This window comes from Aliishimia ponticola (assembly GCF_004803475.1).
GTDB lineage: Bacteria > Pseudomonadota > Alphaproteobacteria > Rhodobacterales > Rhodobacteraceae > Aliishimia > Aliishimia ponticola.
In genome coordinates this window covers 439,853-462,550 of record NZ_SRKY01000001.1, presented here as the reverse complement: position 1 = coordinate 462,550, position 22,698 = coordinate 439,853, and the positions used below count along the sequence as shown (strand labels likewise).

General features: G+C 61.5%; 26 protein-coding genes. 10 read left to right on the top strand and 16 right to left on the bottom strand.

Annotated elements, in window-relative coordinates:
• Positions 1-16 precede the first annotated feature (16 nt).
• Both ppk2 and E4Z66_RS02245 read left to right on the top strand, forming a co-directional pair.
• Positions 17-886, top strand: a complete 870-nt coding sequence (gene ppk2, locus E4Z66_RS02250; RefSeq protein ID WP_136461307.1) for a polyphosphate kinase 2 — start codon at positions 17-19, stop codon at positions 884-886.
• Positions 879-1,496, top strand: a complete 618-nt coding sequence (locus E4Z66_RS02245; RefSeq protein ID WP_136461306.1) for a TetR/AcrR family transcriptional regulator — start codon at positions 879-881, stop codon at positions 1,494-1,496. The genes ppk2 and E4Z66_RS02245 overlap by 8 nt, the downstream gene beginning before the upstream one ends.
• A gap of 147 nt (positions 1,497-1,643) precedes the next feature.
• Here E4Z66_RS02245 and E4Z66_RS02240 read toward each other — a convergent pair whose 3' ends face one another.
• On the bottom strand, positions 1,644-2,444 hold the full coding sequence (locus E4Z66_RS02240) for a hypothetical protein (RefSeq protein WP_136461305.1): 801 nt from the start codon (positions 2,442-2,444) through the stop codon (positions 1,644-1,646).
• A gap of 10 nt (positions 2,445-2,454) precedes the next feature.
• On the bottom strand, positions 2,455-3,048 hold the full coding sequence (locus E4Z66_RS02235; protein ID WP_136461304.1) for a hypothetical protein: 594 nt from the start codon (positions 3,046-3,048) through the stop codon (positions 2,455-2,457).
• 258 nt (positions 3,049-3,306) lie between these two features.
• Between E4Z66_RS02235 and E4Z66_RS02230 the strand changes: the two genes are divergently transcribed.
• A complete protein-coding gene (locus E4Z66_RS02230; protein ID WP_136461303.1) occupies positions 3,307-3,942 on the top strand; it encodes a TorF family putative porin in 636 nt (211 codons plus the stop codon).
• Between the two features lie 76 nt (positions 3,943-4,018).
• Here the strand turns inward: E4Z66_RS02230 and rpsI are convergent, their stop codons facing one another.
• The 3 genes from rpsI to E4Z66_RS02215 form a co-directional block, all read right to left on the bottom strand.
• Positions 4,019-4,507 (bottom strand): 30S ribosomal protein S9, encoded by a 489-nt coding sequence (rpsI, locus tag E4Z66_RS02225; RefSeq protein ID WP_136461302.1) that lies wholly within the window; start codon positions 4,505-4,507, stop codon positions 4,019-4,021.
• Positions 4,508-4,512: 5 nt separating this feature from the next.
• Entirely contained in the window at positions 4,513-4,971 is a 459-nt protein-coding gene (rplM, locus tag E4Z66_RS02220) for a 50S ribosomal protein L13 (RefSeq protein WP_136461301.1), read from the bottom strand.
• Positions 4,972-5,109: 138 nt separating this feature from the next.
• On the bottom strand, positions 5,110-6,519 hold the full coding sequence (locus tag E4Z66_RS02215; RefSeq protein ID WP_136461300.1) for an aminotransferase-like domain-containing protein: 1,410 nt from the start codon (positions 6,517-6,519) through the stop codon (positions 5,110-5,112).
• A gap of 95 nt (positions 6,520-6,614) precedes the next feature.
• Here E4Z66_RS02215 and E4Z66_RS02210 point away from each other — a divergent pair, with 95 nt between their 5' ends.
• On the top strand, positions 6,615-6,839 hold the full coding sequence (locus E4Z66_RS02210; protein WP_136461299.1) for a DUF1127 domain-containing protein: 225 nt from the start codon (positions 6,615-6,617) through the stop codon (positions 6,837-6,839).
• A gap of 68 nt (positions 6,840-6,907) precedes the next feature.
• On the opposite strand, the gene E4Z66_RS02205 is transcribed toward E4Z66_RS02210, so the two are convergent.
• Positions 6,908-7,351, bottom strand: a complete 444-nt coding sequence (locus E4Z66_RS02205; RefSeq protein ID WP_136461298.1) for a PaaI family thioesterase — start codon at positions 7,349-7,351, stop codon at positions 6,908-6,910.
• Positions 7,352-7,409: 58 nt separating this feature from the next.
• Here E4Z66_RS02205 and E4Z66_RS02200 point away from each other — a divergent pair, with 58 nt between their 5' ends.
• The 4 genes from E4Z66_RS02200 to gluQRS all read left to right on the top strand — a co-directional run bounded on the left by E4Z66_RS02200 (position 7,410) and on the right by gluQRS (position 11,348).
• A complete protein-coding gene (locus E4Z66_RS02200) occupies positions 7,410-8,195 on the top strand; it encodes an enoyl-CoA hydratase (RefSeq protein WP_136461297.1) in 786 nt (261 codons plus the stop codon).
• 223 nt (positions 8,196-8,418) lie between these two features.
• Positions 8,419-9,771: a methylenetetrahydrofolate--tRNA-(uracil(54)-C(5))-methyltransferase (FADH(2)-oxidizing) TrmFO gene (trmFO, locus tag E4Z66_RS02195; protein ID WP_136461296.1), complete on the top strand. Its 1,353-nt coding sequence runs from the start codon at positions 8,419-8,421 to the stop codon at positions 9,769-9,771.
• Positions 9,772-9,810: 39 nt separating this feature from the next.
• On the top strand, positions 9,811-10,425 hold the full coding sequence (locus E4Z66_RS02190; protein ID WP_136461295.1) for a class I SAM-dependent DNA methyltransferase: 615 nt from the start codon (positions 9,811-9,813) through the stop codon (positions 10,423-10,425).
• Positions 10,422-11,348 carry a tRNA glutamyl-Q(34) synthetase GluQRS gene (gluQRS, locus tag E4Z66_RS02185; protein ID WP_136461294.1) on the top strand — a complete coding sequence of 309 codons (927 nt, stop codon included), beginning with the start codon at positions 10,422-10,424 and terminating at the stop codon, positions 11,346-11,348. The genes E4Z66_RS02190 and gluQRS overlap by 4 nt, the downstream gene beginning before the upstream one ends.
• Here the strand turns inward: gluQRS and hisI are convergent.
• Entirely contained in the window at positions 11,334-11,693 is a 360-nt protein-coding gene (gene hisI / locus E4Z66_RS02180; protein WP_136461293.1) for a phosphoribosyl-AMP cyclohydrolase, read from the bottom strand. The two genes, gluQRS and hisI, sit on opposite strands and share 15 nt — an antisense overlap.
• A gap of 72 nt (positions 11,694-11,765) precedes the next feature.
• Between hisI and E4Z66_RS02175 the strand changes: the two genes are divergently transcribed.
• On the top strand, positions 11,766-12,218 hold the full coding sequence (locus tag E4Z66_RS02175; RefSeq protein ID WP_136461292.1) for an iron-sulfur cluster assembly scaffold protein: 453 nt from the start codon (positions 11,766-11,768) through the stop codon (positions 12,216-12,218).
• 199 nt (positions 12,219-12,417) lie between these two features.
• Here E4Z66_RS02175 and E4Z66_RS19915 read toward each other — a convergent pair whose 3' ends face one another.
• From E4Z66_RS19915 to sciP, 5 genes are all read right to left on the bottom strand, one after another.
• Positions 12,418-12,546, bottom strand: a complete 129-nt coding sequence (locus E4Z66_RS19915) for a hypothetical protein (protein WP_281276191.1) — start codon at positions 12,544-12,546, stop codon at positions 12,418-12,420.
• 98 nt (positions 12,547-12,644) lie between these two features.
• Entirely contained in the window at positions 12,645-14,735 is a 2,091-nt protein-coding gene (gene recG, locus E4Z66_RS02170; protein WP_136461291.1) for an ATP-dependent DNA helicase RecG, read from the bottom strand.
• Positions 14,732-16,852 carry an NAD-dependent DNA ligase LigA gene (gene ligA / locus E4Z66_RS02165; protein ID WP_136461290.1) on the bottom strand — a complete coding sequence of 707 codons (2,121 nt, stop codon included), beginning with the start codon at positions 16,850-16,852 and terminating at the stop codon, positions 14,732-14,734. The genes recG and ligA overlap by 4 nt, the downstream gene beginning before the upstream one ends.
• 176 nt (positions 16,853-17,028) lie before the next feature.
• Positions 17,029-17,745 carry a response regulator transcription factor CtrA gene (gene ctrA / locus E4Z66_RS02160; RefSeq protein ID WP_136461289.1) on the bottom strand — a complete coding sequence of 239 codons (717 nt, stop codon included), beginning with the start codon at positions 17,743-17,745 and terminating at the stop codon, positions 17,029-17,031.
• 96 nt (positions 17,746-17,841) lie between these two features.
• Positions 17,842-18,120, bottom strand: coding sequence for a CtrA inhibitor SciP (gene sciP, locus E4Z66_RS02155; RefSeq protein WP_136461288.1), 279 nt, complete (start codon positions 18,118-18,120; stop codon positions 17,842-17,844).
• Positions 18,121-18,244: 124 nt separating this feature from the next.
• Here sciP and mnmA point away from each other — a divergent pair, with 124 nt between their 5' ends.
• Positions 18,245-19,384, top strand: a complete 1,140-nt coding sequence (gene mnmA / locus E4Z66_RS02150) for a tRNA 2-thiouridine(34) synthase MnmA (RefSeq protein WP_136461287.1) — start codon at positions 18,245-18,247, stop codon at positions 19,382-19,384.
• 71 nt (positions 19,385-19,455) lie between these two features.
• Here the strand turns inward: mnmA and lpxB are convergent, their stop codons facing one another.
• Genes lpxB through fabZ form a run of 4 tightly spaced genes read right to left on the bottom strand, consistent with a single transcriptional unit; the run spans position 19,456 to position 22,619 of the window.
• Positions 19,456-20,598, bottom strand: coding sequence for a lipid-A-disaccharide synthase (gene lpxB / locus E4Z66_RS02145; protein WP_136461286.1), 1,143 nt, complete (start codon positions 20,596-20,598; stop codon positions 19,456-19,458).
• Positions 20,595-21,368 carry an LpxI family protein gene (locus E4Z66_RS02140; RefSeq protein ID WP_136461285.1) on the bottom strand — a complete coding sequence of 258 codons (774 nt, stop codon included), beginning with the start codon at positions 21,366-21,368 and terminating at the stop codon, positions 20,595-20,597. Before E4Z66_RS02140 ends, lpxB begins: the two co-directional genes overlap by 4 nt.
• A complete protein-coding gene (lpxA, locus tag E4Z66_RS02135; RefSeq protein ID WP_136461284.1) occupies positions 21,368-22,147 on the bottom strand; it encodes an acyl-ACP--UDP-N-acetylglucosamine O-acyltransferase in 780 nt (259 codons plus the stop codon). Before lpxA ends, E4Z66_RS02140 begins: the two co-directional genes overlap by 1 nt.
• Before the next feature lie 7 nt (positions 22,148-22,154).
• Positions 22,155-22,619 (bottom strand): 3-hydroxyacyl-ACP dehydratase FabZ, encoded by a 465-nt coding sequence (fabZ, locus tag E4Z66_RS02130; protein WP_136461283.1) that lies wholly within the window; start codon positions 22,617-22,619, stop codon positions 22,155-22,157.
• Positions 22,620-22,698: the final 79 nt, after the last annotated feature.

Below are 22,698 nucleotides of genomic sequence, written 5' to 3'. Positions count from 1 at the left end.
GAAACAGGAGCCCAAGATGGAGCTTCCCTTTGACGGTGCCATCAGCACTTTCTACGCCGACCATGCCCCGGACGCGATCCGCGACGCGATCAAGCGCGCCGACAAGAACGAAATTCTGAACCCGGATTTCCCCTATTCCGACAGGCTGGCGCGCAAACCCTATGAAAAGGACCATGACGCGCTGCAGATCGAACTGGTCAAGCTGCAAGCCTGGGCCAAGCAGACCGGCGCACGCGTCGCGATCCTGTTCGAAGGGCGCGATGCCGCTGGAAAAGGCGGTACAATCAAGCGCTTCCGAGAGAACCTTAATCCACGCGGCGCGCGTGTGGTGGCCTTGCCCAAGCCCACAGACCGGGAAGCGACGCAGTGGTATTTCCAGCGCTATGTCGATCACCTTCCTGCGGCGGGCGAGATCGTGTTCTTCGACCGGTCCTGGTACAACCGCGCCGTGGTGGAGCATGTGTTCGAGTTCTGTACGCCGGAGCAACGCGAGCATTTCTTCCACCAAGTGCCGCGGTTCGAACAGATGCTGGTGGATGAGGGAATCACGCTCATCAAGTTCTGGCTGAATGTGGGCCGGGCAGAGCAATTGCGCCGCTTTCTGCAACGTGAACAAGACCCCCTAAAGCATTGGAAACTTAGCTGGATCGATGTGGAAGGCCTTAAGAAGTGGGATGCCTATACCGCCGCGATCGGCGAAACCTTGGCGCGCTCGCACACGGCAGAGGCGCCCTGGACCGTGGTGCGCACCGATGACAAGCGGCGCGCGCGGTTGGCGGCGATCCGGCATGTGCTGAACCATGTTGGATATGACCGAAAAGACAGCAAAGTGGTGGGCGCGCCCGATCCCCTGATCTGCGGCGGCCCCGACATCTGGCATGCCTAAACGCGGCTATCATCACGGCAACCTCAAAGCCGCGCTGATGGAATCGGCACTGGACCTGATCGAAAAGAAAGGTCCAACCGGCTTTACCCTGTCCGAAGCGGCCAAGCAGGCGGGCGTCACCCCCGCCGCCGTCTACCGGCATTTCGAGGGGCGCGAGGATTTGATCGCAGAGGCCGCGCGGCAAGGCTATGAGATTTTTGCCGACCTGATGGAACATGCTTATCAATCCGGGCAACCCTCCGCTCTGGCCGCGTTCGAGGCCACGGGCCGCGCCTATCTGGCCTTCGCGCGCAAGTTTCCCGGCCATTATATCGCGATGTTCGAAAGCGGCATTTCGGTCAACCGCACACCGGAACTTGCTGCGGCTTCGGCCCGCGCCAATGAGGTGTTGGAAAAGGCCGCGGAAGATCTAAGCAAGCATATCCCCGAGGACCGCCGCCCGCCCGCGTCGATGTTTTCCGCGCATATCTGGGCGATGAGCCACGGGGTCGTCGAACTTTTTGCGCGCAACTCGCCCGGCCGCGCCTCTCCTTTCCCGCCCGAAGATCTGCTGGAAACCGGAATCGGTGTGTATCTGCGCGGTCTGGGGCTGATCCGGCCCGACGACTGACATCGCGGCTGTGGGAAAAAGAGACCGCCCTGCGGAGGACGGCCTCTCTCGATCATCAAAACTGGAACTGGTTACGTTTCTCGTACCAGCGATACTCGTCAGAACCCGTGGACACCCAGCCGTACAATCGGGGGGCAGCCTTACCCGTCAGGCAGAGCGTTTCTCTCCCCCTGCGGCGCTTTCGAAGCTGAACCCCTTGGCGATGGCCGCGCGTGCGACGGCGTCGGCGTCAAAGGCGATTTTGTCCGTGATGGCCTGCACTTGCGCCAAAAGCTCAGCCGGGGGCGCTGTGCTTGAGGCATTTTTCGGCGGCGGAAGGCTGCATGTGCCCTGCCCGCCCAAATCCGCCCAGAACCGCGCGGCGCCTTCCGGTTTCGTCACTTCCTCCAATTGCGCTTCGACAAAGGAGACACGGTCGCCATAGGCCATCTGGTAATAGGCCTGCCGAGCTGCCATCTCATAGCAATACCAAAGCGCGTAGCCCAACTGCCCCATCCCCTTGAACGGCGCGAAGGCGACTAACGTGAGCGGGTAATCCGGCATCAGATACCACTGCCATGGCACGGTGATATTGCCGAAATCACCCCGTACAAGGTAGCTGACGCATTGTTTGACGATCCCCCGCCGCAAGACCACCACCACCGCATCCTGCGCCAAAGGGCTTACGGCGAGGTTTTCGATCAACCCGCATTTGCCGAGCGTATGATTCCCTTCGGCATAAACCGGGGGCAAAGCGCCCAGTTTGCCCTGCCAAAAGCGCTGCACTTCCGGCGTATTGCCATAGGTGTTGAAGCTGCGCATCAGCCGGATATCGGGCATGCGGGTGCCGAAATCCGCGATCCCCAGAGGTTCATGGACGGCGTCGATCTCAAGGTTCTGCCCCAGAAAATCAGCAATCCATGCGGTCCCGGTCCGCCCGGCGGTCAGGGTGAAAATGGCCTTTTGCATCAGTCTCCTTTCACCGCACCCAGTCTTCCGCCGCGCGCAGGCTGTCCGGCGGTGGATCAAGGTCCAGAAATTCCAGCAATTTGCGGCGCAGGCCCGGATCGGACCGGAACGCGGCATAGGGCAATCCCAGATAGGGCCGCGCGCTGTCATGCAGCCAGGTGTAGAGCACGCCATAGATCTGCTGCGCGCCCGCCTCGCCATAGACCGGGTGCCAGACCCGGCGCTGGCGCGTCGCCTCGATGTCGGCAAAGGGGCGCGTGATCAGCACATAGCGAGGGCGCAAGACCTCCTCCAGCACAGGCAGCAGGTAGGTTTGCAGCGGGTGTTTGAGCGCGATCATCGGCGCATTGGCGTCGGCGGCCTTTTCCCGCTCCCCCTCGATCCAGGGCTCAAGGAAGGCGCGGAAACTGTCGGCGTCGCCCTTGGGTTCCAGCGTGAATTCATCGATTACGTCGGCCAGCGCCGCGCGATAGGCCTGCGGCTCATAGGCGTTGGGTGTGCGTTCGTCGATGGTTTCCTGATGCGGCGGGCACGTGTAGACGCCGCACCGGTCCAGATACCCGGCGACGGATGTGGACCCGGTGCCCCAGGCTGACAGTAACACGACTACATCCGTCTTTTCCTGCACGATCCAAACCGCCGCTTCGTTTCGCGCAGACTGGTCCAAAACACCTACAAAACGATTAATTTGCGACGTAATTTCCACACCGGATACGCGCTGCGGAACATCCATGGGAATTGCGATTTACAAAGCCCGACTGTTTCACTAGGGAACAAGTCCGACACTTCCGAGCCAGCCCCTTCCCTCGATGCCAGCCAACGGATGCGACCCCTCTTCAAGGCATCATACAAGGGTAACCTCATGCACATTCGTACCACATGCGCGGCTTTCGTCGCCGCGTTCGTTCCCGTTGTCGCGCTGGCGCAAGGCGAAGCCGTCGTTGGCGGTCAGGTCAATCTGACCTACGACATCGATAACGGGCTGGACCATTCGGAAAACACCATCGAAGGCTATATCGCCTATGAAAACAGCGGGTTTTTCACGGAACTCTGGGCGGGCTCGCTCCATGATGATCCGAATGACGATGCCGAGCTGGAATTCTACCTGGGCTATGGCACCGAATTCGGCGATCTGGGCGTTGCGCTGCAATATGTCGGCTACTTCCTGACCGACTCGGGCCACGACCATAACGGGGTCGGCGTTGAATTGTCCTATCCGCTGGGCGAATCCGTGACTGGCGCGCTGTATTCGGAAATCGACCCGGACAGCAAAGACTGGTTCCACGAAATCTCGGCCGAGTTCGAATTGAACGACCGCTGGTCGACGCGCTTCATGTATGGCGTATCGGATGCGGATGACAACGCATATGGCGAGGCGGCACTGACCTATGCGGTCAATGACACGGTCTTCCTTGAAATGCTGTACGAGGATTCCGACGATGCGGACGGGCTGATGACGTTCAGCGTCGGCTTTGAAACCAGCGTCTTCGGCGGCTAAGCCGCGCCGACCAGACAAAAGCAAAGGGCCGCCCGGATGGAGCGGCCCTTTTTTTCTGTTCGCGATAGCGCCAAACTTAACGCTTGGAGAACTGGAAGCTCCGGCGCGCCTTGCGCTTACCGTATTTCTTCCGCTCAACCACGCGGCTGTCGCGGGTCAGGAAGCCTGCCGCTTTCAGCGGTGCGCGCAGCGCGGGATCGTAAAGTTGCAGCGCCTTGGAGATGCCGTGCTTGACCGCACCGGCCTGACCGGTCAGACCGCCGCCTTTCACGGTTGCCATCACGTCGAACTGATCTTCGACACCAGCAACCTGGAAGGGCTGGCGCAGGATCAGCTGAAGCACCGGACGTGCAAAATACTTGTCCATGGACTTGCCGTTGACTTCGACCTTGCCGGAACCCGGCTTGATCCAGACACGTGCGACAGCGTCCTTCCGCTTGCCCGTTGCGTAGGAGCGTCCCAGCTCGTCGCGCACCGGCTCGCGGTTGATTTCGATTTCTTCGGCAACCGGCGCATCGCCAGCGACGGCAGCGAGATCTTCGAGCGTGTTGATTTCGTCAGCCATCTGTCTCAGCTCCGAGTGTTTTTCTTGTTCATGGACTTAACGTCCAGAACTTCGGGGTTCTGCGCCTCATGCGGGTGCTCGGCACCGGCATAGACCCGCAGATTGGTCATTTGCTTGCGCGACAGGCGGTTGCCCGGCAGCATACGCTTGACCGCGAGCGTGACGACGCGCTCCGGATGTGCACCTTCGAGGATCTGCGCCTTGGTGCGCGATTTGATCCCGCCCGGGTGACCGGTGTGCCAGTAGAAGTTTTCCTCGCGCTTGCGACCGGTCATCTGCACCTTCTCGGCGTTGATGACGATCACGTTGTCGCCCATATCCATGTGCGGCGTGAAGGAAGCTTTGTGTTTACCACGCAGGCGCGTGGCGACAATCGAAGCAAGACGGCCAAGCACGATACCTTCGGCATCGATGATGATCCATTTCTTGTCGATATCTGCAGGGGTTGCAGAATAGGTTTTCATTGGACGTGTCCCTTTAAGAGAGGGGGTGAAAATTCGATTGCCGGGTTATACAGGCTGACGCGCGCACATCAAGTGGCTTCCTTCCATTTTTATCGTTCAAAAACAGCTACTTAAAATTATGGTATTATTTTACCCCAATCAAACGCCGATATCTGCGGGCGGATTGTCAAGAAGGTCACGCAGTGCGCTCATCCCTGCCTCGAACCGTTCCGCGGCGACTTGGGCGTTGATCGAAATCCGCACCGCATGGGGCGCGCGGGAATCGCGGTCGGTGAACTGATCGGAAGGACGAATGCTGACGCCGCGCGCTTCGGCGGCCACGCAGAACGGGCCGGACCGCCAGCCTTCGGGCAGACGCAGCCATAGAAACGCAACGTCGTCGCGCCAGTTCAGGTCATAGCCGCCCAGATGATTGACCGCGATTTGCACGCGGCTGGCATAGGCGCGCAGAACCGCATCCTGCAACGCGGGAAGCTGCGGATGGGTCAGAAGCTTCGCCGCGAGATCGAACAGGATCGTCGACAGCCCGAAAAAGCTATGCTCCGCCGCGCGGCGCAGGGGCGCGACCCGGCCATGCGGCGCAATGGCAAAGCCCAGACGCAATGCCGGGGAGATCGACTTGGAAACGGAGGTGACGTACCAGCTCCGCTCCGGCGCGAGCATCCGGTAACTGGGCGCGCGCGGCGCCCCAAGCCGATAGCAGTCATCTTCCAGGATCTGCACATCGCTACGTTTCGCGATGGCGGCGATCTCGCGGCGGCGGGCCTCCGGCGTCAGAATGCCCGTCGGGTTATGCACCTCCGGACTGGTACAAAGCAGCCCCGGCCCGTGCTGCGCCACAGCGGCAGCGAATGTATCGGGTACAATGCCCTGCCCATCCATCGGAAGCATCACGATCTGGGCGCGCGACAATTCCGCCGCGCGGCGAAACCCCTGATAGCATAGCTCCTCGACATACACGACGGGGCGCGGGCCGCGCAGCACCGCCTGCATGACCAGCAGGATCGCGTTCTGACCGCCATGAGCCAGGACGATGTCTTCCTCATCCACCACCCCAAGCGGTGTACCTGCCAGCCAGTTCAGCGCCGCGAGGCGCGCGGGCGCATTGCTGCCCTGCTGCGGATAGTGCATCACGCCGGAAGGTGGCTCCGCCGCGATTTCGGCAAGGATGTCGCGGATCAGGCGCGATTGCCCGACATTCGGAAGCCCCGGAGAATAAAGGCTAAGCGGACCATCCGACGTGTCCACGCCATGCGGGTTGGGATCGACGACGATGGGCGGGACGACCTCACGCTCGGGGCGGGGTTCGGCCACGAAGGTGCCGCGCCCGACAGCGGCTTTGAGCACACCCTCGTCGGTCAGAATGGTATAGGCCCGCGCGACGGTGCCCGGTGTCATGTCCAGCCGCCAGGCCAGATCGCGCACAGGCGGCAGTTTCTCCCCCGCAGGCAGGCTGCCATCGCGCACCGCACGCCGCAGCGCCTCTGTCAGGCGGCGGTATTTCGGCCCTTCGAACTTCGCCAAATCTGGTAGCCAAATTGTACTCATAACAATGTTTCCATCGACGGATCGCAGCAAGATATGTACCAATGTACGTGGCAAATCGCCCCAATTGTGTCAATACAATTTCGAAAGGACACACGATGACACAGACACACCAGACACATGCCCTGCACTATCTGTCGGATCGCCCGCTTACGCCGGTTTCGACCCTTGCGCTGCAACTGGTCGTCATCGTGGTCAAATGGGAAGAACGCCGGCGCACGCGAAAACAGTTGAACCGGCTGGAACACTGTCACCTGAATGACATCGGCATCACCGCGCGAGATGCGCGGCGCGAGGCGCGAAAACCGTTCTGGATCGCTTAAATCATGACTGAGGGCGGCGCATTGCGGCGCCCTCTTCCCCGCTGCGCGAAACCCGTCAGCAATGCCCGTCAGGCATCAATGTCGGCAGCCGACCCCGCCGGCGGCAGGGAATAGGTCAACGACGCCCGCGCAACCGCCTTATCCGACCCCTCCGGGAAGATCAGCACATCGCCCACGGCAAGCACGCGGCCCAGTTTGTGCAGACGGCATTCGCCAATCAGGTTCGTCGTCGCCTCAGGCTTGCGCATGAAATCGATGCTGCAATTGGTGGTAACGGCCAGCGCCTTGGGCCCGACCATTCCCAAAATCGCCGCATACATCGCCAGATCCGCCAATCCGAACAGCGTCGGCCCCGAAACCGTGCCGCCGGGCCGTAGGTGCTTGTCCTTGACGATAAGCCGCGTTCGCGCGCCCATATCATACAGATCGATCACCTCGAACTCGCCCGAAACCTGCGGAAAGTTTCGTTCGAGAAACGCGTTGAATGCGTCGGCTGACATCTTTGGCGACATTACTTTCCCTCCCGTATCGTAGGGCCTAGAGTTGGCGCATAGCGAGGGGAGGTGCAACATGAGCATACTGGAACGGAACGTCACGGGCGCGGTCGCGCATTTGCAAATGAACGCGCCGGAGCGGCTGAATGCCCTGTCGGACGAGATGTTGGAGGCTTTGCAAAGTGAATTCGACAGTTTGCAAAATGATCGAAGCATCCGCGCGGTCATCCTGTCCGGCACCGGCAAGGCGTTCTGCGCGGGCCACGATCTGAAGCAAATGACCGCCGGGCGGCAGGCGGAGGATGGCGGCAAGGCCTATTTCGCCGATCTCTTCAACCGCTGCGCCCGCATGATGCAGGCCGTGCAGTCCCTGCCCCAACCGGTTATCGCGCAGGTCCACGGAATTGCGACGGCGGCGGGCTGCCAGCTTGTTGCGTCCTGCGATATGGCGGTCGCGGCGGAGGGAACCAAATTCGGCGTCAACGGCGTCAATATCGGGCTGTTCTGCTCGACCCCGATGGTCGCGCTGTCGCGCAATATCCCGCGCAAGCACGCCTTTGAAATGCTGACGACCGGCACTTTCATCGATGCGGACCGCGCGCAGACGCTTGGCCTTGTGAACCGGGTTGTCCCCCATGACACGCTTGCGGCGCAGACCCAGGAATTGGCCGAGGTGATTGCCGCCAAACTTGGCGCGGCGGTGAAGATCGGCAAAGAGGCGTTCTACAATCAGTTGCAGATGCCGCTGGACGAAGCCTACGCCTATACCGGCGAGGTCATGGTCGAAAACATGCTGTACCGCGACACCGAAGAAGGCATCGCCGCCTTCCTTGAAAAGCGCGATCCGAACTGGACGCAGTAGCCTACCTGCGGTTGTTTCCATTCGCGCGCCCTATTGTTTCGAAATCGGCGCTTTGGATTTGGGCGGGTTTGTGGCAAAAGCTAGGCAAGCACTATGGGTCGCCGCATTGCGGAAGGTTCCTCCAGGGTCGTCCTCTCACCGACCTACCTAATTCCCGCGGCGGCGACCCCATGCTCTCTCCCTACACCTTGTCCTTCCGCAGCACCTGGCTTAGATCGCGCGCATGGATAAGACATTGCATATTGTGGGCGGCGGCATGGCCGGCGCGGAAGCTGCATGGCAGGCAGCAGAGGCCGGGATCGACGTGGTTCTGCACGAAATGCGGCCCAAAGTGGAAACCTTCGCGCACCAGACTGGAAACTTGGCCGAGATGGTCTGCTCCAACTCGTTCCGGTCCGATGACGACGAGCAGAACGCAGTGGGTCTGCTACATTGGGAAATGCGCGCGGCCAATGGGCTGATCATGACCTCCGCAGATCAACACAAGTTACCGGCGGGCGGCGCGTTGGCCGTAGACCGCGATGCGTTTTCTGACTGGATCACCAATCGCTTACAAGGCCATCCTAAAGTTACAGTTGCGTTAGGAGAGATTACCGCGCTTCCAGACGGGGGGCATTGGATCTTTGCAACCGGCCCTTTGACGTCAAGCGATCTTGGCGCCGCAATCGCCCAGGAAACCGGCAAGGACGCGCTGGCCTTTTTCGACGCGATCGCGCCCATCGTCTATTTCGATTCCATCGACATGAGCCGCGCCTGGATGCAGTCCCGCTATGACAAGGGCGAGACAGAGGAAGAGCGCACCGCCTATCTCAACTGCCCGATGGACAAGGATCAATATGAGGCGTTCATCGACGCATTGCTCAGCGCTGACAAAACCGAATTTCATGAGGGTGAGACAGCCGGATATTTCGACGGCTGCCTGCCCATCGAAGTTATGGCGGAGCGCGGGCGCGAAACGCTGCGGCACGGTCCGATGAAGCCCGTGGGCCTGACCAACCCGCACCAGCCCGAGATTAAGGCACATGCCGTCGTTCAGCTGCGCCGCGACAACAAACTTGGCACGCTGTTCAATATCGTCGGCTTTCAGACCAAGATGAAGTACGGCGCGCAAACTGATGTTTTCCGGATGATTCCCGGACTTGAGAACGCGAAATTCGCGCGTCTTGGCGGCATCCACCGGAACACGTTCCTCAACTCGCCAACGCTGCTCGACTCGCAAATGCGGCTGCGCTCTCGCCCCCATATCCGCTTTGCCGGGCAGATCACGGGCGTCGAAGGCTATGTCGAAAGTGCGGCGATGGGATTGGTCGCGGGGCGAATGGCCGCGGCGGAAATTCTGGGGCACGAGATCGCGCCGCCTCCGCCGACCACCGCAATGGGTGCGTTGATCACGCATATCACCGGCGGCGCAGAGGCGAAAACCTTCCAGCCGATGAATGTCAATTTCGGGCTGTTCCCGCCGCTTGAGGGCGTCAAAGGCGGCCGTCGCGGCCGGAAGGATCGCTACAAGGCCTATACCGACCGGGCGAAAATCGACATGGCAGACTGGCTGCGCGCGCAGCCCCTGCCCGCCTGACCACTGGACGCGCCTGAAACGCATCGCCTATAGTTCCTTATGGGTGATGGATTTCTGAACAAAGTATACGCGGCGCGCGATGCGGCGCAGACACGCGCGCTCTATGATGACTGGGCCAAGACTTACGATGCGGAGGTCGGTGAAAGCGGATATGCCACACCGCGCCGATGCGCACAGGCGCTGGCCGAATATGTGGACGATCTGAGCGCCCCAATCCTGGATTTCGGATGCGGCACCGGGCTGTCCGGAGCGGCCTTGGCCCAAGCAGGTTTCACGGCAATCGATGGCGTCGATCTCTCTGCCGATATGCTGAAACAGGCGGCGGAAAAGCAGGTCTATCGCAACCTGTCCACCATCGAAGCCGACAGCCCGCCAGTGGAACGCCCCGGCCAATATACCGCCATCGCCGCCATTGGCGTCATCGGCGCGGGCGCGGCACCAATCAGCGTCTTCGACAGCCTGATGCACGCCCTGCCGTCGCAGGGAAAGCTGGTTCTGTCCTTCAACGATCACGCTCTGGAAGACCCGGCGAATGAAGGCCGCCTCTCCGAATGGATGGATTGCGGGGCCGCGCGCCTTCTGTTCAAAGAGCATGGCCCGCACCTGCCAGGGATCGGCTTGAACTCCACCGTATATATCATTGAAAAAGCGTGACATTCACCACACGATTTGCCCCGTCACCGACTGGCCCTTTGCATCTTGGGCATGCCTATTCCGCGATGCTGGCCCATGACATGGCGCGCGCCGTTGGCGGGACGTTCCTGTTGCGGATCGAAGATATCGACCGCGCCCGATCCAAGCCGGAATGGGAAGCGCAGATTTATGACGATCTGCGCTGGCTTGGCCTGACATGGTCCGAACCGGTGATACGCCAGTCAGACCGTCTTGCGGTCTATGCCGACGCGTTGGACCGTCTGTGGGATCAACACCTTCTGTTTGCCTGCACATGCAATCGCCGCGATATAGTTGAGGCCGCATCGGCCCCCCAAGAAGGCGCGCCGCTGATCGGGCCAGACGGTATCGTTTATCCCGGCACATGCCGGAACACCGGCGGCTGGACCGGACAGACCCCGCCGCCGCGCCCCACGGATATGGCCCTGCGTCTTGATGTTTGGCGTGCGCAAGAGGTGGCGAACGGGTTTACCGCGCCGATTGGGCAGAACGGCACAGCCTACGACAAGATCGCGCATTTCACCGAAACGGGTGCCGGTCCGGACGGGCAGACAGGTGACATCGCGTTCTCTTATGCGGAGGTGATCGAGACGATTGGCGCCGTCGTTCTAGCCCGCAGAGACATGGGCACGTCGTACCATTTGTCCGTGGTTCTTGATGACGCGGCGCAGGGGATCACGGATGTGGTGCGCGGGGCCGACCTGTTCGAAGCGACGCGGATTCACGTTCTTCTGCAAGGCCTCCTGGGGCTTCGCACGCCGCGCTATCATCACCACCGATTGATCCGGGACGAGACAGGCAAACGGCTTGCAAAGCGCGATGATGCAAGGGCTTTGTCGAAATTCCGGGCAGAGGGCGCGACGCCCGACGATATCCGCCGCAAGGTCGGGTTAGACCATGGGTGACATCAACTCTTCCTCGGAACCCTCTGTGACGTCGGTATAAAAGCAAGTCCGTCGCCCGGTATGACAGGCCGGACCGATTTGTTTCACAAGCGCCAGAAGGCAGTCGCGATCACAATCGACGCGCAAATTAACCAACGCCTGCGTATGGCCGCTCGTCTCCCCCTTGATCCAGAAGGATTGGCGCGATCGGCTCCAATAGGTAACGCGGCGGGTGTCGAGTGTCCGGCGCACCGCTTCGACATTCATCCACGCCATCATCAGCACTTCACCCGAGGCATGATCTTGGGCAATGACCGGGATCAGACCATCAGCGTTATAGACCAAAGTATCGGGATCGAAGGACATGGGGCAAAAACCTTTGGCAAGCCGGAGTGTTCTGCCTATCTATAGGTTCAGTCGGAAAAGGAAACCCGCAGCATGAGCGGCGAAAACGATCTCATCAAACTCTATTCCGGGCGTATTCTGGCGCTCGCAGCAGAGATACCGCATCTGGGCCGTCTGGATGCACCGCACGCGACATCCAAGCGCCGCTCGCCTGTATGCGGCTCGCAAGTGACGGCGGATGTGCGGCTGGAAGATGGCCGTGTGTCTGAGTTTGCGCAGGACGTCAAAGCCTGCGCCTTGGGTCAGGCCGCCGCCGCCGTGACCGGCGAGGCCGTTCTGGGCCGCACGCCGGAGGAACTGGCCGCTGCCCGCGATGCGTTGCGGGCCATGCTGAAGGAAAACGGCCCGGTACCGGACGCGCCTTTTGACGGGTACGAAGTGCTGGTGCCCGCGCGCGATTTCAAGAATCGCCATGCGTCGATCATGCTGTCGATCGAAGCCGCTGCCGAAGCTGCGGAACATGCGCGCCGCGCCGCCTGCGCCTGACCGCCCCCCCCACGCACCGGACAAAAAAAGCGCCGCAACTCCGGGCAGGAGTGCGGCGCAAGGCAAGCGTTTCTCACGGGGGATCCGGGGGATGTCCAACCGTTCGGGACGAGAACGGAAAGTGGCCGGGATAGGCAGAGTTCAGCCGTGGAACAGGCAGCGTTCCGGGACAGTCCGGCGCGAGAGCGCAGGCAGAAGCTTACATAAACGAGGCGACGTGGAGCGCGCCAAACAGCATCACCCCCAAAGCGGCAACACCGGCAATGTCTTGCACCAGCGTACCGGCGCTGCGTTGGCAAACGGCTCTGAGCTCTTCAAGGGTTTTCATATCGGCGCTCCCAATCATCTGTTAACCTTTTGTTCTCATATTCCTTGCGCCAAGTAAAGAACTTTTTGAGAACATCCGCGAACATTTGAGAACGTCCGCTAGCCGACAGATATAAGTTGGATCGCCCGGTCCTGTCGCATCAGCCACAAAAGCACCCGCGTTGCCTCGCCCCGCGGGCTGCGTAATTCGGGGTCGGTGGCAAGCAGCGCACGCGCATCGCTTTGGGCAACAGCCATGAGGGCGGCCTGCCGTTCAAGATCCGCCACCTGAAACCGGGGCAGCCCGGATTGCGCGGTGCCGATCAGATCGCCAGCGCCGCGCATCTCCAGATCGGTTTGGGCGATTTCGAATCCATCCTCGCTGCGCCGCAGGACTTCCAGCCGTTGCTGGCCGGTGTCACTAAGCGGCGGTTGGTAGAGCAGCAGGCAGGTGGAGGCCGCATCGCCGCGCCCGACGCGCCCGCGCAACTGGTGCAACTGCGCAAGCCCGAAAATCTCGGCCCGTTCGATCACCATGATGGTCGCATTGGGGACGTTGACCCCAACCTCGATCACCGTGGTGGCCACCAGCACCTTGGTTTCACCGGATTGAAAGCGCGCCATCGCCGCGTCTTTGTCTGCGGGCGGCATTTGGCCGTGCACCAGCCCCACGACACCTTCGCCAAGCGCGGCGCGCAGATGCCGAAACCGGTCCTCTGCGGCGGTCAGATCGACCACCTCGCTTTCTTCGACCAGGGGGCAGACCCAATAACATTGCTGGCCATCCGCCACCGCCGCGCGCAGGCGTTCGATCACCTCGTCCAGACGTTCGTTGCTGACCATGGCGGTGCGGATCGGCTTTCGCCCGGCCGGCTTTTCATCCAGAACCGAAACATCCATATCGCCATATTGCGCCAGCGCGAGCGACCGCGGGATCGGAGTTGCCGTCATCACCAACACATCGACCCCGTCGCCCTTCTGCCCCAATTGCAGCCGTTGGCGCACCCCAAAGCGGTGCTGTTCATCGACGATGCCGATGCGCAGATCCCGGAACTCCACATCCTGTTGGAACACCGCATGTGTGCCGACCAGAATCTGGATGTCACCGGCCTTGAGGGCGGCGAGCTTGGCCGCGCGTTCCCGGCCCTTGTCCCGCCCGGTGAGGATTTCCAACACGACACCGGCCTCTTCCGCCAGCGGCTGCAACCCCTCCAGATGCTGCCGGGCGAGGATTTCCGTCGGGGCCATCATTGCGCCCTGCCCGCCTGCTTCGACCGCGATCAGAAGCGCAAAGAACGCCACCAGCGTTTTGCCCGCGCCCACGTCGCCCTGTAGCAATCGGTTCATCCGCAGCGGTGCGGCCATGTCGGCGGCGATATCCTCCATCGCGCGCCACTGTGCGCCGGTCGGTTTATAGGGAAGCGTTTTCAGCACCTTATCGCGCAAACGCCCATCACCATTGGTACTGTGTCCGGGCTTGCGCTGCACCTGCATCCGCGCGAGGGCGAGCGTCATCTGATGCGCAAACAGCTCATCATAGGCGAGCCGTTGCCGCGCCGGGGCCGCGGCGGACAGGTCGCTGCGCGATTGGGGCGCATGCGCGATCCGAACCGCCTCGTGGAAGGCGGGCCAGCCCTCCTTTTCGACCAACGCCTTGTCGATCCATTCGCTCAATTCCGGCACACGGGTCAACGCGCCCGCGATCGCCTTGGTCATCACTTTCAAGGTGACGCCGGATGTCAGCGGATAGACAGGTTCGAATTCCGGTATCTCTGCCGCGTCCGCCTCGGGCAGAACGTGGTCCGGATGGGGCATCTGCACCATCCCGTCGAACATCTCTGCCCGGCCAGACACGATGCGGCGCGACCCGGTAGGAAGCAGTTTTTGCAGATAGTCGGATCGGGCATGGAAGAACACCAACTGGAATGTCGTGTGTTCGTCCTCCACATCAATTCGGTAGGGCCGCCCTTTTTGGCGCGGTGGACGATGTGCGCCGACGGTCACCGGAACGGTCACGACGCCGGGCAGGTCCGCCCCCTGAACACTGAGGCGCGGGGCGCGATCGATGCCCGATGCCGGAAGGGTAAAGACAAGATCACGCGGCGCCTCAATCCCCATCGTCGCCAAGGCCTGCGCGGTCTTGGGGCCGACCCCGTCCAGCGTATCAAGGCCAGAAAACAAGGGGTAAAGAAGCGGCGGACGACTGCTCATAATCCCTCGATCAGGGCGATCCAGCCGTCTTCATCGATCATGTCGATCCCCAGATCGGTCGCCTTCTTGGCCTTGGACCCTGCCCCCGGCCCGGCCACCACAAGGTCCGTTTTCGCACTGACAGAGCCAGACACCTTGGCGCCCAAGGCTTCCGCCCGCGCCTTCGCCTCGGCCCGTGTCATTTTTTCCAGGGTGCCGGTGAAGACGACGGTTTTGCCCGCGACGGGGCTGCCATCAGTATCGGGACGCTCCGCATCCTGGATCTGCAACTGCGCCACTAGCCGGTCGATCGACGCGCGCTCGGCGGGGTTTGCGAACGCATCCACCAAGGATTGCGCCATCACCTCACCGATGCCGTCAATCGCCAGAAGTCCGGCCCATGCCTCGCTCTGGTGATCGGCCGCCTCGCGAAGCGCGTTCTCCAACGCGGTCCAAGAGCCGTAGGACCGGGCCAGAAGGTTGGACGCCTGCTCGCCGACATGGCGAATACCCAAGGCAAACAGCACGCGGCCCAGTGGGATGTTCCGCTTTTCGTCGATAGCGGCAAAGAGATTATTCGCTGACTTTTCGCCCCAGCCCTCGCGATTTTTGAGCTGCTGCATCCCCGTGCCGTATCGGTCGCGCAAGGTGAAAATATCCGCCGGTTCCGCGATCCAGCCATCCTTGTAGAATTGTTCGACCTGTTTGGCGCCGAGCCCTTCGATATCGAAAGCTGCGCGCGACACGAAATGCTTCATCTTCTCAACAGCTTGCGCCGGGCATATCAAACCGCCGGTGCAGCGCCGGACCGCGTCCCCAGGCTCTCGCACGGCGGGACTGCCGCATTCGGGGCAGGTTTCCGGGAACTGATATGGTTGCGCATCCTTCGGGCGGCGGGACAAGTCGACATCGGCCACCTTGGGGATCACATCGCCCGCCCGATAGACCTGCACCCAGTCACCGACACGGATATCCTTGCCGTCGCGGATCGTCTCGCCCTTGCTGTCGCGGCCGGCGATATAGTCTACGTTGTGCAAAGTGGCGTTGGACACGACGACACCGCCCACCGTCACCGGCGCGAGCCGCGCCACGGGGCTGAGCGCCCCCGTGCGGCCCACCTGAATGTCGATGGCATCCAGATGTGTCCACGCCAATTCGGCTGGGAATTTATGCGCAATCGCCCATCGCGGCGTTGTCGATCGAAAGCCGAGCCGCGCCTGCAGTGCAAGGTCGTTCACCTTGTAGACAACACCGTCGATGTCATAGCCCAGAACCGCCCGTTGCGCTTCGATCTGGCGGTAATGGGACAGCATCTCCTCCACCGAATTGCACAGTTGTGTCAATGGGTTGACGGAAAATCCAAGCTCTGCCAACCGCGCAATTGCCGCCATCTGACTATCTGCCAACGGGGCTGACACTTCGCCCCAGGCATAGGCGAAAAACCGAAGAGGCCGCGCGGCGGTGACGGAGGCATCGAGCTGCCGCAACGATCCCGCCGCCGCATTGCGCGGGTTCGCGAACACCTTTTCGCCCTGCTCTGTCTGCCGAACGTTCAGCGCCATGAAATCCTCGTGGCTCATATACACTTCGCCGCGCACCTCAAGAATATCCGGCGCACCGGTCAAGCTGTGCGGAATGTCCTGAATGGTCCGGGCGTTGGCGGTCACGTTCTCGCCAACCTGACCATCGCCGCGCGTCGCTGCGGACACGAGCCTGCCCTGCTCATAGCGCAGCGAAAGCGAAAGCCCGTCGATCTTCGGTTCCGCCGTAAAGCCAAGATCATCCTGTGCGCCAAGCCCCAGATATTTGCGCACGGATGTGTCGAATTCGGCGATGTCTTCGTCGGTGAAGCCATTGCCCAGCGACATCATGCGCACCGCATGGGTCACTTTGGCGAAGGCTTCCGAGGGCGCAGCGCCGACACGGTCGGACGGGCTGTCGGCGCGCTTCAGGCTCGGAAACCGCGCCTCGATCGCGGCATTGCGCCGCTTGAGCGCATCATATTCCGCATCGCTGACCTCTGGCTGGTCCTCTACGTGATAGGCCTTGTCCGCAGCAGCAAGGCGCACAGCCAAATCCGCGAGTTCCTGTTTCGCCTCTTCGAGCGACAATTTTTCGACCGGCGTGTCCGACACCATGTTCGCCCCCTAGCTCACTTGGACACCAGAAATACGCGCGACATACCGGGCGGTCCAGAGCCAGTCATACCTGCGCCGGACATAAAAATATCGCCGCTCCCAGTGGAACGGCGATCAAATTTTATCGATGGCGCGCTGGCCAGTTCTGCGCGGGGCCATAGTGCCGCTGCTTGAACTTAAGCGCCGACGGCGATCTGGGTTTCATCCATCATCGAAGGTTCGGGATCGCGCAGGACATAGCCCCGCCCCCAGACCGTTTCGATATAGTTTTCGCCATCCGTGGCTTGGCTCAACTTCTTGCGGAGCTTGCAGATGAAGACATCGATGATCTTCAGTTCCGGTTCATCCATCCCGCCATACAGGTGGTTGAGGAACATTTCCTTGGTCAGCGTCGTGCCCTTACGCAGGGACAGAAGTTCGAGCATCTGGTATTCTTTGCCAGTCAGGTGGACCGGCTTACCGCCCACGGTCACGGTCTTCGCGTCAAGATTCACAGAGATGCGGCCCGTGTCGATGATGGACTGCGAATGCCCTTTGGACCGACGGATGATTGCATGGATGCGCGCCACCAGTTCTTCGCGATGGAAGGGTTTGGTCAGGTAATCGTCGGCACCGAAGCCAAAGCCTTTCAGCTTGTTTTCCGTGTCATCGGCACCCGACAGAATGAGGATCGGCGTTTCGATCCGCGCCAGACGTAATTGTCGCAACACCTCATGCCCGTTCATGTCCGGCAGGCCAAGGTCAAGAAGGATCAGATCATAGTCATACAGTTTGGCCAGATCGATCCCTTCTTCGCCCAAATCCGTGGAATACACATTCAGGTTAGCATGGGTCAGCATCAGTTCGATGCTTTTCGAAGTTGTCGGATCGTCCTCGACCAGCAGTACGCGCATCTAAAAGCTCCGATTACGTTATGATTAACTCTGTGACCCCTTGTCGTAGAAAAGAGTTAAACGCACGTTAATCTGAGATACATTTATCACGTCAACTTAAGATTGTCGATATTTCTGAACAGCCGTCGCCTTCAACGCCTCTTCGCCGTATTCCGCCACGGCCTTGACCCATCCGGCGAACTCTTCATCGCTCAAACCGTATTTTTCCAAGGCCTCTTCCTGCGACAACAGCCCGTATAGCACACCGCGCACGACCGCGACCTTACGCGACACGACCCAGCGGCGCGTATTTTCCGGCGGCAGATCTGCGCGGGTCAGAATCTGGCCATCTGGCAGCGTGATCGCGCGCGGACCATCAACTTTTTTCAGATACATGACTGTTCCATCCTTTGGCTCGGGCGGAACATGACCCATATCTGCTTAAAGGAGCGTGAAGCCCCCCCCTTGAGAGTAGTTAGGATTTTCCTATATTCGCGCAGACCTGTCCCCGGAGACCCTGATGTTGGATCAAACCCCGCCCCTCAATTCCCTTGGATTCGCCAAGGCACCCGAAGACACGCGCGTCGTCGTCGCGATGTCTGGCGGCGTGGACAGTTCCGTTGTTGCCGCGATGCTCAAGGAAGAAGGCTATGACGTGGTCGGCGTGACCTTGCAGCTTTATGATCATGGGGCGGCCTTGGCCAAGAAGGGTGCGTGCTGCGCGGGGATCGACATTCACGATGCCCGCCGCGTGGCCGAGGATATGAACTTCCCGCATTATGTTCTTGATTACGAGAACATTTTCCGTGACGCCGTCATTGACGAATTCGCCGACAGCTATCTGGCCGGGGCCACGCCGGTCCCCTGTATCCGCTGCAATGAGCGTGTGAAATTCAAGGATCTGCTGGAAACGGCCAAGGATCTGGACGCCGATTGCATGGCCACCGGGCACTATATTCAACGCATGCAGGGCGATCACGGGCCGGAGCTTCACAGCGCGGCCGATGCGACGCGCGATCAGTCCTATTTCCTGTTCTCGACAACGCCCGAACAGCTCGATTTCCTGCGTTTCCCGCTGGGCCATCTCCCCTCCAAGGACGCGACCCGCGCACTTGCGGAAAAATATGGGCTGCGCGTGGCGAACAAGCCTGACAGTCAGGATATTTGCTTTGTTCCCGATGGCGATTACGCATCGGTGATCCGCAAACTGCGCCCTGACGCGGCTGCGCCTGGTCAGATCGTGCATGTCGACGGGCGCGTTCTTGGCGAGCATGAGGGCGTGATAAATTACACGATCGGGCAGCGGCGCGGTCTGGGTATCGGCGGGCTGGAAGATCCGCTTTACGTGGTCAAGCTGGACACGGACGCCAAGCAAGTGATCGTCGGCCCGCGCGAAATGCTCGCCACGCGGCAGGTTCCCGTGGCCGAGATCAACTGGCTCGGCGATGCACCGCTCATGTCGCGTTCGGAATGGCCGATGGCGGTCAAGGTGCGCTCCACCCGTCCGCCGACCGAAGCGATCCTGCGCCCCACATCAGAAACGACAGGGGTGGTGGAACTGGCGGCTGCGGAAAACGGCGTGTCCCCGGGACAGGCCTGCGTGTTCTATGACACGGAGAGTTCGCGCATCTTCGGCGGCGGTTGGATCACGAAAAGCTGACCGCACCGCCCCGGCCCCGCAGGCTGGCCACGCGTCCCATGAATAGCGTGTGGCGCAGCCACGCCGTGTGATTAGAGCCGGCTCAAGACAGCGCGGGCGGCGCGCAATCCGGGCGCTTCGCCGCCTTTGCCCAGCCGTTCCATCGTGAGGGCCATGGCCTGTTCTTGCGCCGTTGGATCGGCCAGAACCTCGCTCACCGCCGGGGCGATCAGATCGGCCTTGCAGTTGCGCCCGATGAATTCGGGGATCACGCGCGTGTCCGACACAAGGTTCACCAGGGTAAAGGTATCGACCAGCATCATGCGCTGGATGATCTCGCGCGAGAGCCAATTGAGATCGCCCATGATGACCATCGGCGTTTGCGCGGCGGCGAGTTCCAGCGACACCGTCCCGGACGCGGCCAAAGCCACATCTGCCGCGCGAAATGCTGCCCGCTTGCGCGCCTCTGCGCCTACGTCCCGCGCATCGATGATGACCGGGGGCACCGGCCAGTCGGATACCGCCGCACGCACCTGATCGGCCACCGGCGCGGCGGCAGGCAGTACCACGCGCAGCCCCGGATGGGCCTTGCCGATACGCGCGAGGCTATCGGTAAAGATCGGCGTGTGGCGGGCGATTTCAGACCGGCGCGATCCCGGCAGGGCCAGCAGCAGCGGCTGCGCGTCCGGGGCGATCTCTGTCCGGAAGGCGGCGGCCTCTTCGGCGCTGGCCAGCGGCGCGGTCGCGATCGGGTGGCCCACGAAGTCACAGGCCATCCCGGCGGCTTCCATATAGGGCGGCTCGAACGGGAACAGCGCCAGCACGTGGTCGATGACCTCCGCCATTTTCTGCGCGCGTCCCGGCCGCCACGCCCAGACGGTCGGGGCCACGTAATGCACACAGCGGATATCGCTGGCCGCTTTCACCTGCCGCGCCACCCGGAGCGAGAAATCCGGCGCGTCGATGGTAATCACCGCATCGGGTTGCCACGCGACGATGGCCTCTGCTGTTTCACGGATACGGCGCTTCAGATGGAAATATTTCGGCAGGATTTCGACCAGCCCCAGCAAGCTCAGTTCCGCCATGTCAAAGCGGCTGGTCATTCCCTGCGCCTGCATCGCGTCCCCACCGACGCCGCGAAACTCCACTTCCGGGCAAAGCTGCCGCAAGCCTTGCATCAGCGCGCCGCCCAGGGCGTCGCCAGAAGGCTCACCAGCGATGAAGAAGATCTTCATGGCACATACGCCCAAAGAAAGAGGCCCGCATCATCCAGCGTATCGATCACGCTGCGACGGTCCAGCACGATGACCCCGCCTGCTTCGATGGCGATGCCAGTCAGCCCCGCCCGCACTGCGGCCAGTGCCGTATCAGGTCCTATGGTGGGCAGGTCCATGCGGCGGTCCTGTCCCGGCTTCGGGGCTTTGAAAAGCACGCCGCCGCCCTGATGCGCGGCAATCATCGCGGCGGTCCCGGTCTCATCCTCGCGGCGCAGCACCTTGCCACCCTTCACAAGGCATGCCTGCCCCAGATCGGCCTGCCCCATGCGCTGAAGTTCGGCCTGCGCGGTGGCCAGATCGACATCCAGCCCCGACGGCGGCGCCACGCGGGTCAGCACGCCGCTGGGAACGGTCAGGTCGGAGGCAAGCTCATGGGCGGCGCGGATGGTAAACCCGGCCTCCTCAAACAGCGCGGCGACGGCACGCAGAGCACCATCATCGCCCTGCCCCATGGCCGCCATGATCCGCGGCACCAGCGGCGCTGTCTCAGCATCCAATGCGCCGGGATCGAGTTTGGGCCGCTCGATCGCGCCGCAAAAGCAAATCTCGCTCACACCGCGCGCTGTAAGGTCGCGCAACAGCGTGCCCAGATGTTCCAACCGGAATGTCAGGTCGGGCTGAAGCGTTTCGGGCTCAAAGCCGGTCAATGCGCAGACCAAAGGGCGCTGCGGCTGAGCGGTCGCCACCGCTGCCGGCAACAGGCCCCGCCCGCAGATCAACGCCAGCATCAGCGCGGTGTCAGGAAGGATCGGTCGGTTTCGGCCAACACGAAGTCGACGATCTGCCGCACATAGTCGCTGGACGTTTCCTGACCAAGCCGTTCGACACGGTCGTGGAACGTGCCCTCCCCCTGAGCGAGCATCTGGAACGCGGCACGCAAGGCGGTGATATCCGCCCGCGACACGCCCCGGCGCTTGAGCCCGACAAGGTTCAGCCCGTCAAGCTCGCCGCGTGGGCCTTGCACCAGCCCGTGCGGGATCACATCGCGCGACACCATCGACAGCGCGCCGATGATCGCACCGCGCCCGACACGAACCCATTGGTGGATACCGCTTAGCCCGCCGACGATCACGTCGTCTTCGATCACGCAATGGCCGCCAAGCGCGACGGAATTGACGATGATGACCCGATCACCCACATGCACGTCATGGGCCACGTGGCAGCCCGCCATGAACAGCCCGTCATCGCCGACACGGGTCATCCCGCCGCCGCCTTCGGTGCCGGTGTTCATCGTCACATGCTCGCGGATGCGGTTGCGCTTGCCGATGACAAGCTGCGTTTCCTCACCCTTGAACTTCAGATCCTGCGGAATTTCCCCAATGACCGAGAACGGATAGATCAGCGTGTCTTCGCCGATCTCTGTCCGGCCAGAAACGACCACATGGGATTTCAGCACCACGCGGGGGCCGATCACCACATTGGGTCCAATGACGCAGAACGGGCCGATCTGGGCCGTGGAATCGATCTGCGCGCCGGGTTCGACCACGGCGGAAGGATGTATGGGCATCGCGCGATTACTCCTGCGGCAATTCCATCATGGCGGTAAACTCTGCCTCCGCGGCCAGTTCGCCTTCGACACGAGCCACCCCGCCGAATTTCCACACCTTGCCGCCGGGTTTACCGCGCAGCGTGGTGACTTCCATTTCCAGCACATCGCCGGGAACGACCTTGCGGCGGAACTTGCACTTGTCGATGGACATGAAATAGACCTTCATCTCCTTGTCCGCCATATCCAAAGTCACACCAACCATCACAGCCGTGGTCTGCGCCATGGCTTCGATGATGGTAACGCCGGGCATGACCGGCATACCGGGAAAGTGGCCCTGAAAGTGGGGCTCGTTCATCGTGACGTTCTTGATGCCAAGCGCGCTGGACGTGCCTTGGATATCCACCACCTTGTCCACCAGCAGGAACGGATAGCGGTGCGGAAGAATGCGCTGGATCAACTGGATGTCGGCACTGGTCGGTGTGTCGGTCATGGGCGGCCTGCTTTATTGTCATCAAGGGTTGGCTATGTCAGCTACCAAGTCCGGCCTGCCGGGGCAAGGACGCGGATCA